Below are 10,027 nucleotides of genomic sequence, written 5' to 3' on the forward strand. Positions count from 1 at the left end.
TGACGTTCACCTGCACCGCGTACCTGACGACCTTTGTGGTCTGCTGGGCGGTGGGAACCGACTCCGGCCTGCAGTTTTACTTCCTTGCCGCCGCATCGATCACCGTGATCATCCTCGGTGTCGCGCACATCGCGCTAGCCGCCGTGGTGGTCGGCATCGGGGCCGGCCTGGCGATTGCCCTGCAATTCCTGGTCCCGGGTGACACCGGGGCCCAACCGAGGGGTTTGCTCACGGTGAGTTTCGTGGCGGTGATCGTCTCGGCCTGCCTGATGGTGTTTGCCACCGTTTGGTACGCGTTGTGGCAGATCCGCCGCGCCGAGGAGGCCAGGGAGGCCGAGTACGAGCGGTCCGAGTCGCTACTGACCAACATCCTGCCCGCCAGCATCGCCGAGCGACTGAAAAATCCGGCGGTAGACGTCATCGCCGATAGCTACGACGACGCCTCGGTCCTCTTCGCCGACATCGCCGACTTCACCCGGCGGGCCAGCCAGGTCCCCCCGCGCGCGCTGGTCGAGTTCCTCAACCGGCTCTACACCAATCTGGATCAACTGGTCGAGGCGCGCGGCCTGGAGAAGGTCAAGACCAGCGGAGACTCCTACATGGTGGTCAGCGGTGTGCCGGAACTCAGGCCCGACCACCTGGAAGCGCTGGCCCGGTTGGCTCTGGACATCACCGACGCCGTCGCCGGGTTGCGCAATCCCTTGGGCCAGCCGGTGCCGGTACGGATCGGCCTGGCCGCCGGACCGGTGGTGGCCGGCGTAGTCGGTGCCCGCCGCTTCTTCTACGACGTCTGGGGCGATGCGGTCAACGTCGCCGCGCGCATGGAATCGACCGATCGCGAAGGCCGCATCCAAGTGCCCCAGGACGTCTACGAACGCCTCAAGCACGACTTCGTCTTCCAAGAGCGCGGCGACGCCGACGTCAAAGGCAAAGGCGTGATGCACACGTGGTATCTGGTGGCCGAACGTCCCCGGCCTGGCGACCACCGGGCGCCGCGGCAGCTGTCTGCTGCCCGCTGACGGCCATAACCGGCTCACCGGCTCATATCGATACCGGTAAGGTGCCGATTCGGACTGGCGTGCGTGACAAAACGCCGAACAGGCACCGCAAAAGCGCCGGAAAGGGACAACATGACCAAGCTGGTAACTGTGCTCGGGTCGCTAGCCGGGCTCGCCGTCACCGCCAACGGGTACCGGCCGTTGGCCAGGCGCGGTTACCCGACGCTGTATGCCTTCACCTTCGGCATGGTCGCCTCGGAGCTGCCGTTGCAGCTCATCGCCGGGCAGTCAGCGGCGCTGGCGGCGCTCTCCCGTTGGCTGTCACCGCGCCTACGATGGTTCAGTTGGCTGGTGTCGGTCATCTCGTGGCTGGGTCTGCTCGGGCTGGACCGCTTCGGCCGCACCGCGAACGTGCCACTGGCCGCGGCGCTCGACGCCGGACTGGGCACGGACCGGCGCACCGACTCGACCGATATCTGGAAGCGGCCCGGACCCGGCGGGGCCGCGGTGAAGACGCCCGGGCCGGTGGGCATGCTGCGGATCTACCGGCACTACGCCCGAGACAGCGACATCGCCTACGGGGAGTACGGCCGCAAGAACATGCTGGACATCTGGCGCCGGCCGGACCTGGATGACGACGGGCGTGCCCCGGTGCTGCTGCAGGTTCCTGGTGGCGCCTGGATGGTGGGAAGCAAACGCGGCCAGGCGCATCCGCTGCTGAGCCACCTCGCCGAACGGGGCTGGGTGTGCGTGTCGATCAACTACCGGCTCAGCCCCCGTTCGACGTGGCCGGATCACATCGTCGACGTCAAGCGGGCGATCGCGTGGACCAAAACCCACATCGCCGAATACGGCGGCGACCCCGACTGGATCGCTATCACCGGCGGTTCGGCCGGCGGTCACCTGTGCTCCCTGGCCGCGCTCACCGGCAACGACCCGCAATTCCAGCCCGGTTTCGAAGACGCCGACACCCGGGTGCGGGCAGCGGTGCCGTTCTACGGCGTCTACGACTTCACCCGCGACGATGATTCGTTGCACCCGCAGCTGGTGCCGGTGCTGCAGTCGTATGTGTTCAAGCAGAGTCGCCGTCGTTTTCCCGACATCTATCGGGCGGCGTCGCCGATCACCTACGTTTCCCCCGACACGCCACCGTTTTTCGTGTTGCACGGACGCAACGACTCGCTGATACCCGTCCAACAGGCTCGCGACTTCACCGCCAGGCTTCGGGAGGTGAGCAATCAACCCGTCGTCTACGCCGAGTTGCCGTACGCGCAGCACGCATTCGACATTTTCGGGTCCGCTCGGGCGCAACATGCCGCGGTAGCGGTCGAACAGTTTCTCGCCGAAGTGTATTCGCCGCACAACGCGGCTCGCCGATCTGCCTGACGGGTGTCGGCGCGTGTGTCACACTGCACGCATGACCATCGAAACTGCTCCGAAGCTACTACCCCATTTGTGGAAGTCCACGCTGGTCTCCGGCATTCTGGCGCTGGTCCTCGGTGCCCTGGTCCTTTATCGGCCGGGTGAATCCATCCTCGTCGCGGCGATCCTATTCGGTATCTATCTGCTGGTCACCGGTGTCGTCCAGGTGATTTTCGCGTTCAGCCTGCCGGTCATGTCAGCCGGCGGCCGAGTGCTGTTGTTCATCAGCGGGGCGGCATGCCTGATTCTGGCGGTGCTGTGTTTTCGGCACTTCAACACCGACAAGGAAGCGATGGCGGTGCTGCTGCTGGCCATCTGGATCGGTATCGGCTTCATTTTCCGCGGCGTGGCCACCACGGTTTCGGCGATCGGTGACCCGAGCCTGCCGGGCCGTGGCTGGCAGATCTTCATGGGCGTGGTCACGCTGCTGGCCGGAATCGTGGTGCTGGCATCGCCGTTGGCGTCGCTGATGGTGCTGACGCTCGTCGTCGGCATCTGGCTGATCGTCATCGGGATCGCCGAGGTCATCACGGCGCTGCGCATCCGTCGTGCATCCAAGTCGGTGACCAAGGCACTGTCCGGCAGTTGACTCGCCGCCCGCCCCTCGACACCACCACGCCCGCCGAGCGGTCTCGGGGGACTATGCGACGTTGCTCCCGGTTGCCGACACAGCCACCGCGATCCTGACCGGTCTTCCCCTCTACGACGTGGACCTCTTCGTAGATCAGGTGGAGGCCGGTAACCTCCTCGGCGCGATCGGTGATTCGATCGCCGCCGACACGGGACTGGTCCCGTTCGCGCTCGTATTCGGTGCAGTCGCACCCGTCGGGGAGGCGGCACTTGGAACGCTGGTCAACCTCGTGGATCTGTTCTCCTAACCGGCCGGCCCGCGGAGAATGTTTCACCAGCTGCAGTTGGAGGATGGCGGGCGGCAAACCGTCTGCGACGGTGGTGGTGTCGGTGTAAGAATGGAGCCGCAATGCCTGGATTGCGGTTGATGGGCGGTGTACGCCGAGCCGTTGTCGGAGTCGGCGCAGTGTTGGGTGTCGCTCTGCTGGGCGCTGGTGTGGCGAGTGCCGCCGCTCCGGTCCGGTTGAAGAGCCGATTGGGCAGTTGGTGTCTCGACGGCCCGAACGGGACCAACACTGCGACGATGGTCAACCCCTGCAATGAGTCCACGTCCCAACTGTGGGTTTTCAACTCCTCCGGCCAGATCGAAAGTCTGGCCTTCCCCGGGAACTGCCTCGGCATCAGCGGCGCAGCGGATAACACCCCGGTGATGCTCTCGCGCTGTCAGCCCAATGCCGACAACCAGCGTTGGGATCACCAGGCTAACGGCTATGTCGTGAGTGCCCTCGGCCCCTGCCTCAACGTTTTCGGCGGCGTGGCCCAGCCCGGCACTCCAGTGATCGCCTACCATGCCATCCCCGATGTAGCCGACGAGGAGTGGGATCGCGTTTCGTGACCGCGTGCCCCGGAACGCTACCACCGCCGGGCCGCAGTGGGCCGCAGAAGTCGACGGCGGCGCGGCATGAACTCCAACGACAGCAGTACATATATCAGCGGAACCACCTGGGTCAGCGATACCAGCACGTAACGGCGTTCGCCTATCGCGTGGAACTTGCGCAGGTACCGGTATAGCGACTCCAGCGCGATCAGCGGATCCAGCAGGTGAACCGCCCGGTAGCAGGCGTTCGAGAGTCGACCGCGGTGCTCGTCGTCGAACAGCTCCGGAAAGGCCGCGAACGCCAACGACAGACGCTGCGCTCCAGCGTTTTTGGCGACCATGATCATGTCGACGCTGAGCCGTTCGTCGATGCCGTTCGGCGCTCCGGGGCGACGCCACGGCACGTCGAGGCTGACATCGCTGCCACCACCGGCGACGGCGTAGCGGTGGAAGCCTTGCACCCGCCCCGACGCATCCCGGGCGATGATCAGCTTTATGCCGGGGTATCGGCCCTCCAGCGCGCCGTCCAGGGCCATCGAGAAGCCACGATCGATGCGCGCCCCGTGCGGCGCTGCCAGCAGCAGCTCGGTCAACTCCGCCAGCCGCTCGCCGTCGAGGTCCTGTTCGTCCATCACCTCAGTGGTGACACCGTAGTTGTGGGTGCGCTGCACCGCCTGGCGCAGGTTGCGGAATGCGCGGCCCGTCATGTCGAAGCCGGCGACGTCGATGACCACGTCGTGACCGATCGGAATCTGCCGCAGCGATCGGCCCAGTACCAGCGGGTCCCACAACCCGAGGCGCCGCTGACTGCACCCCAGCACCACGATTCGCCAGCCCCGGGCATGACACAGCGCGGCGAAGTCGGCGACCAGTTCCGGGAACCGCTGATCGTCGCCGATCGGGTCGCCGCTGACCACCGCAAACCCGATTCGAGTTCGGTAGGCGAGCGCTGCGCTGCGGTCGGCGCTGAAGTGGTAACACTTGCGGGAGTGCATCGCGAACGGCGCCAGCGGATCATCCCGGGTTGCCTTGATCAATGCCCACACCTGGTCCAGGTCGCCGGGTTGTCGTCGCGCCGACGTCGGCCACATCAATGCCAGCCCGGATCCAGCTATCAGCACTCCACCAAGCAGATCGAACGACAGCACACGCACGCCCAGCCCGGCGAGCACCAGTCCGGCAGCAGCTGCGGCATGCCGGGTCGTCACCGGGCGGCCCACGAAGATTCCGCGAGCGATCAAGGCCGCCGCAGCCACGATTGCCAGGGACCAGCCCAGTCCGCCCGTGGCCGGCCGGTGCGCGTGGTGATCGTCCGCGATGACAGCGATCAGCCACAACGCGGCGCACATCAGGGCTAGTACCCCGATCCACCGCGCAGTCGGCGAATCGGCGTGAACGACGACGTGCTCACCGGCTCGCAGCCTGGGCGCGTCAACCGACAGCTTGCTCACTGCTTACCTCCGGCGTTCCCCTGCCGGCCCGGGTCTCCCCTGGGCTGCACCGATGAGCTCACGTTACGCGCGATCGGCGCCTGCGGCGCCGAGCCGACGATGTTGCAACCGAATCGTTGCGCTGGGCAGTTCGTCAAACCGCCGCACGCCTTATCCCGAGCGGTATCACAGCTTGTGCGAGGAGTCATCACCGGCGCCAACGAGCAAGACCATCCTTACCCGAAGCTGTAGAACACCATCAATGTTGGTGGGCGTTGCTATGGTTCAAACATGCGTTCGAATGATCGGGAAGAGGTCGCCGCGGCGTTCGACGCCCTGGCCGCCAGCCTGGACCAAGTGCTTGGGCTGGACTTCGAGGCGTTGACCACCCGGGAGCGGTTAGCTGTTTTGAAGCGCCGTGAGGTGCTGCGCCGTCGGCTGTCGGCGGCCGAACATCCGCTGATCAACGAGCTGGGGCGCTCGGCGACCCCGGCCGAGTTGGGCAACAAACTGCCCCAGGCGCTCGCTGACCGGCTGCACATCACCATCCCCGCAAGGCGGGGAAATACTTCACGATGCCTTCCTGCACCACCGTGGCGACCAACTGTCCGGAGCGGTCGAAGACGTGTCCGGTACCCAGCCCCCGCGAATCCGCGGCCACCGGCGACGAAGTGGAATACAACACCCAGTCATCGAAGTGGACTTGGCGGTGAAACCAGACTGAGTGGTTGGCGGTCGCGGCGAAGATCCGGTCGGCCCCCCAGGACAGGCCGTGGGTGGTGATGATGGAGTCCAGCACGGTGGTATCCGACGAATACACCATCAGCGCGGTGTGCAGCACCGGGTCATCGGGCACCGCGCCGTCTGCCTTGAGCCAGACCCGGTTGTAGGCGAGCCGCTCTCCTTTACTGCGCATCACCCACGCCGGGTCGTTGGTGTAGCGCCACTCGATCGGGTGCGGCGCATTGACGAAACCCGGGACGACGTCTTCGTAGCCGCGCAGCCGCTCCCCAAGCCCGGGCAGCGTCTCCGGGTCGGCGACAACGGGCGCTGCGACGTTGTGCTCGAGCCCGCGCCCGCCGGACAGGTAGGACAGCATCGCGCTGGCCACCAGGGTGTCATCTTGCACCGCGTCTACCCGCCGGTTGGCGAACCGGCGTTCGTCTCGCAACCGCTGCACCCGGAATTCAATGTCCTTAGCCGGGTCACCGCCGTTGATGAAATGCACCGACAGTGCCGAAGGCGGAAGATCGCGGTCCAGTGTGCGAGTTGCCGCGACCAGAGACTGTGCCATCAGTTGCCCGCCGAAAGTGCGCGGTGGGGTTTTGCTCGGGTGCGATCCGGTGAAGACGTCGACGTCGACGCGGTTGAGGTCCAGTACCGCCAGCAGCTCGCTGAAATCAGAATTCGTTTCGTTTCGCGCGACCGGCACAGGTTATCGCTCCCGTTAGACGTCGTCCTCCCCGATCCGGTGCACGTGGATCAGATTCGTCGAGCCTACTGTGCCCGGCGGTGCGCCGGCGACAATGACCACCAGATCACCGCGGGAATAGCGACCCAGTTCAAGCAGCGATTTGTCCACCTGGCGGATCATTTCATCGGTGGAACGCATCAGCGGGACGATGAAGGTTTCGGTGCCCCAGGTCATCGCCAATTGACTGCGCACCTCGGGCAGCGCGGTGAAGGCCAACAGCGGCAGCGGGGTGTGCAGTCGGGCCAGCCGCCGAACGGTGTCGCCGGACTCGGTAAACGCGACCAGGGCCTTGGCGTCGAGCCGCTCACCGATGTCGCGAGCGGCGTAAGAGATCACGCCCCGCTTGGTGCGCGGGATGTGTGTCAGCGGTGGGGCGGCGGTGGAATTCTCTTCGACTGCGCAGATGATCCGGCTCATCGTTCGCACCGCCTCCAGCGCGTGCTTGCCCACTGCGGTTTCGCCGGAGAGCATCACCGCATCGGCACCGTCGAGCACGGCGTTGGCGACATCAGAGGCCTCGGCCCGGGTCGGCCGGGAATTCTCGATCATCGACTCCAGCATCTGGGTGGCCACGATCACCGGTCTGGCGTTCTCCCGGGCCACCTGGATGGCCCGCTTCTGCACTAGAGGCACCTCTTCCAACGCCAGCTCAACACCCAGGTCACCGCGGGCCACCATCAGCGCGTCGAATGCCAACACCACGGCTTCCAAATTGTCGACGGCTTCCGGCTTCTCCAGTTTGGCGATCACCGGCACCCGCCGCCCCAACCGGTCCATCACCTCATGTGCCGACTCCACATCGGACGGAGAGCGAACAAACGACAAGGCCACCATGTCGACACCGAGACGCAACCCGAACTCGAGGTCCCTGATGTCCTTGTCCGACAGCGTAGGCGCGGAGACCTTCATTCCAGGCAGCGAAATACCCTTGTGGTTGCTGACCGGCCCGCCCTCGGTGACGGTACACACCACATCGTCGCCGTCGATGTGTTCCACCACCAGCCCGACCTTGCCGTCATCGACCAGAACCCGATCGCCCGGTCCCGCGTCGTCGGCCAGCTGTTTGTAGGTGGTCGACACCCGGTCGTGGCTGCCCGCACAATCGTCGACGGTGATCCGAACCGTTTCGCCGTTGGCCCAGTAGGTCCGACCATCGCTGAAGCGCCCCAACCTGATCTTGGGGCCCTGCAGGTCGGCGAGCACACCGACCGCACGCCCGCTGGACTCCGAGGCGTCCCGCACCCACCGATAGGCGGCCTCGTGGTCGGCGTAATCGCCGTGGCTGAAGTTCAACCGCGCGACGTCCATCCCCGCCTCGACCAGCGCCCTGACCGACTCCGCGCTGTGTGATGCCGGGCCGAGGGTGCAGACGATCTTTCCGCGCCTATTCACGATGCGCTACCCGGTGAGAGTGGTCGGGACCAGCGGAAAGCCGGGCAAGTTACGCAGCAGCGTCCACCCGAACGTCACGGCCGCGATCACCACAAGTGTCGCCGTCGGTGCAATGGTTCGTCCGCGACGGCGACTCTGGAGGATCCACACGGTCAGCATCGGGATTCCGATCAACAGGAATGCGTTGTCCATCACGGCTGCCGCCAGCTGTCCGTGCAGCAGGTCGTGGATCATTCGAAGCCCGCCGCACGTCGGGCAGTTCCACCCGGTGAGCAGCCGGAACGGGCATAACGGGAACGTCGCGCCGAGACGATGTGGGTCGACACGAGCGACGTAGCTGAGGGCAGCGAAGGCGCCAGCCGGCAGGGCCACCAGCACGCTGAAGCCGAGTGTTCCGGGGAGCCGGCGCCGGTTGACCGGCATCGTCTTAGGTTCCATCACGCATCGGCCGGTCCCAGCGGGTCACGCACATAGCCGGTGAAGATCGGCACGACATCGATGATGCCCCAGCCGGGCGCTCCGGGCCGCTGCGGTTCGGTCATCGTTTCAGCATGCCAGATCGCTGCGGCCAGGACGTGCTCCGGATCGATGAAGGATTGGCGCGGCAGGTGAACCCCATTATCGGACTCGCCGAGCCTGCGTCGGGTGGTGGACGATGCCACAGACTCAGGTGAGTTTGGCGGCAAGTCCGGAATCTACCCCCACTCCTGCGGCGGTCTCGGTACCGTGCAACAAGGTCGGCGATCCGCAGCCAATCTCCCGCTGCAACCGGCTCGACGGCGAACGCACCATCGGCCAAGTCGCCGAGGAACCCTCGGCGCCCAGTCGGGTACCCAGGAGGTAGACCACTTCGGTGATGACGAGTGTTGGGACGATCAACGGACCCGGATGGGTCTGCAGCAGCTCCAGTGACGCCACATGGTGGGCGGTGTCCACGTTCCGGCGGCGAGCACCGACCGCCACGCATCCCGCCCGGTACTGAACACGCAGGTGCATCGCGGGTCCGACATCAAGCGCGGAGCGATGCCTCATCCAGTTCGATCCCGATGACCTGAGCAACACGGTCCATGTCAACGTCCCAGCACAGCAGACTGGCGCCGCAACGATCGGCAACCGCGGCGATCATGCAGTCGACCATCCCACGCGGGGTGACGCCGGTTTGTCGACACCGACGATAGATCCGGGTCGCCGCAGCGAAATCGGCGACGGAATCGAAGTGGAGTAGCCGGAACCGCAACAACATCCGCCGCAGATCCGCTTCTTGGGCGTCACTGCGCGCCCCGGCCAGCACCTCCATCTGCACTGGTTCGGTGACCGCCAGCGCCCCGTCGGTGGCGATCAGCTCCGCCAGGCGTTGATCTGCTCCACTACCAGTGGCCCGGTCATATTCGACCCATGCGGAGGTATCGGCCAGAATCACGCGGTGCCATGAGGAGTGGCGTCGACCGGAACCTCATCCATCGCGCGGGCACCCCGCATCGCCAGCGCCTGCTCGCGCGTCATCGGCCGGCCTGCCAGATGCCGCAACGCTAGCTCAACGGCCTCGGTCTTGGTGTGGACCCCGTAGCGGTCCATGATCGCCCGTACGTAGTCGTCCTCAATTTCGATGTTCGTACGCACCCTCGACATACACGTAGCTTACACCTAAAGTGCAAACAACGTGTATTGCGGTCACGGTCGAAACGACGCACGGCGCTGAGGTTGGTTAGCAATCGGAAATCTACCCCCTTCGAGGTGGTGTCGAGGCTGGCGTGAGGCCGATCGTGTACCTCAAAATTTCACGGTAGCCCGAGTTCTCCCGTGACGGCCGTTGAGGCCGCGAGTTGGTTCGAATTTTCGGGTTGTGGGTGAGCGGCGGCGCCGC

Annotated in this window: 12 protein-coding genes and 1 pseudogene; 6 read left to right on the forward strand and 7 right to left on the reverse strand. The window is 65.5% G+C overall.

Translation table 11 applies throughout. The features are described 5' to 3' along the window. The 5 genes from AC2VOP_RS17855 to AC2VOP_RS17875 form a co-directional block, all read left to right on the forward strand. A partial coding sequence (locus tag AC2VOP_RS17855) for an adenylate/guanylate cyclase domain-containing protein (RefSeq protein ID WP_486962202.1) occupies positions 1 to 1,019 on the forward strand: 1,019 nt, incomplete at its 5' end. A gap of 111 nt (positions 1,020 to 1,130) precedes the next feature. Further along, positions 1,131 to 2,384: an alpha/beta hydrolase fold domain-containing protein gene (locus tag AC2VOP_RS17860; RefSeq protein ID WP_486962203.1), complete on the forward strand. Its 1,254-nt coding sequence runs from the start codon at positions 1,131 to 1,133 to the stop codon at positions 2,382 to 2,384. Positions 2,385 to 2,397: 13 nt separating this feature from the next. Further along, positions 2,398 to 3,009, forward strand: coding sequence for an HdeD family acid-resistance protein (locus AC2VOP_RS17865; RefSeq protein WP_486962204.1), 612 nt, complete (start codon positions 2,398 to 2,400; stop codon positions 3,007 to 3,009). A gap of 61 nt (positions 3,010 to 3,070) precedes the next feature. Beyond that, entirely contained in the window at positions 3,071 to 3,298 is a 228-nt protein-coding gene (locus AC2VOP_RS17870; protein WP_486962205.1) for a hypothetical protein, read from the forward strand. 101 nt (positions 3,299 to 3,399) lie between these two features. Continuing rightward, positions 3,400 to 3,885 (forward strand): Rv1419 family lectin, encoded by a 486-nt coding sequence (locus AC2VOP_RS17875; RefSeq protein WP_486962206.1) that lies wholly within the window; start codon positions 3,400 to 3,402, stop codon positions 3,883 to 3,885. A gap of 17 nt (positions 3,886 to 3,902) precedes the next feature. Here AC2VOP_RS17875 and AC2VOP_RS17880 read toward each other — a convergent pair whose 3' ends face one another. Then, entirely contained in the window at positions 3,903 to 5,318 is a 1,416-nt protein-coding gene (locus AC2VOP_RS17880; protein WP_486962207.1) for a bifunctional lysylphosphatidylglycerol flippase/synthetase MprF, read from the reverse strand. A gap of 270 nt (positions 5,319 to 5,588) precedes the next feature. On the opposite strand from AC2VOP_RS17880, the pseudogene AC2VOP_RS17885 reads away from it, so the two are divergent. Beyond that, positions 5,589 to 5,783, forward strand: a pseudogene (locus AC2VOP_RS17885) (HNH endonuclease signature motif containing protein); the annotation flags it as partial. A gap of 55 nt (positions 5,784 to 5,838) precedes the next feature. Here the strand turns inward: AC2VOP_RS17885 and AC2VOP_RS17890 are convergent. From AC2VOP_RS17890 to AC2VOP_RS17915, 6 genes are all read right to left on the reverse strand, one after another. Then, positions 5,839 to 6,729 (reverse strand): acyl-CoA thioesterase domain-containing protein, encoded by an 891-nt coding sequence (locus AC2VOP_RS17890; RefSeq protein ID WP_486962208.1) that lies wholly within the window; start codon positions 6,727 to 6,729, stop codon positions 5,839 to 5,841. A 15-nt stretch (positions 6,730 to 6,744) separates the two neighbouring features. Next, entirely contained in the window at positions 6,745 to 8,163 is a 1,419-nt protein-coding gene (gene pyk / locus AC2VOP_RS17895; RefSeq protein ID WP_486962209.1) for a pyruvate kinase, read from the reverse strand. 6 nt (positions 8,164 to 8,169) lie between these two features. Further along, the gene (locus AC2VOP_RS17900; protein WP_486962210.1) at positions 8,170 to 8,601 is read right to left on the reverse strand and encodes a DUF2752 domain-containing protein; all 432 of its coding nucleotides are present in this window, start codon (positions 8,599 to 8,601) and stop codon (positions 8,170 to 8,172) included. A gap of 228 nt (positions 8,602 to 8,829) precedes the next feature. Continuing rightward, entirely contained in the window at positions 8,830 to 9,195 is a 366-nt protein-coding gene (locus tag AC2VOP_RS17905) for a hypothetical protein (RefSeq protein WP_486962211.1), read from the reverse strand. Continuing rightward, positions 9,173 to 9,583: a type II toxin-antitoxin system VapC family toxin gene (gene vapC, locus AC2VOP_RS17910; protein WP_486962212.1), complete on the reverse strand. Its 411-nt coding sequence runs from the start codon at positions 9,581 to 9,583 to the stop codon at positions 9,173 to 9,175. Before vapC ends, AC2VOP_RS17905 begins: the two co-directional genes overlap by 23 nt. After that, the gene (locus AC2VOP_RS17915) at positions 9,580 to 9,792 is read right to left on the reverse strand and encodes a type II toxin-antitoxin system VapB family antitoxin (protein WP_486962213.1); all 213 of its coding nucleotides are present in this window, start codon (positions 9,790 to 9,792) and stop codon (positions 9,580 to 9,582) included. Before AC2VOP_RS17915 ends, vapC begins: the two co-directional genes overlap by 4 nt. Between the last annotated feature and the right edge of the window lie 235 nt (positions 9,793 to 10,027).

This window comes from Mycobacterium sp. TH-M106 (assembly GCF_057473765.1).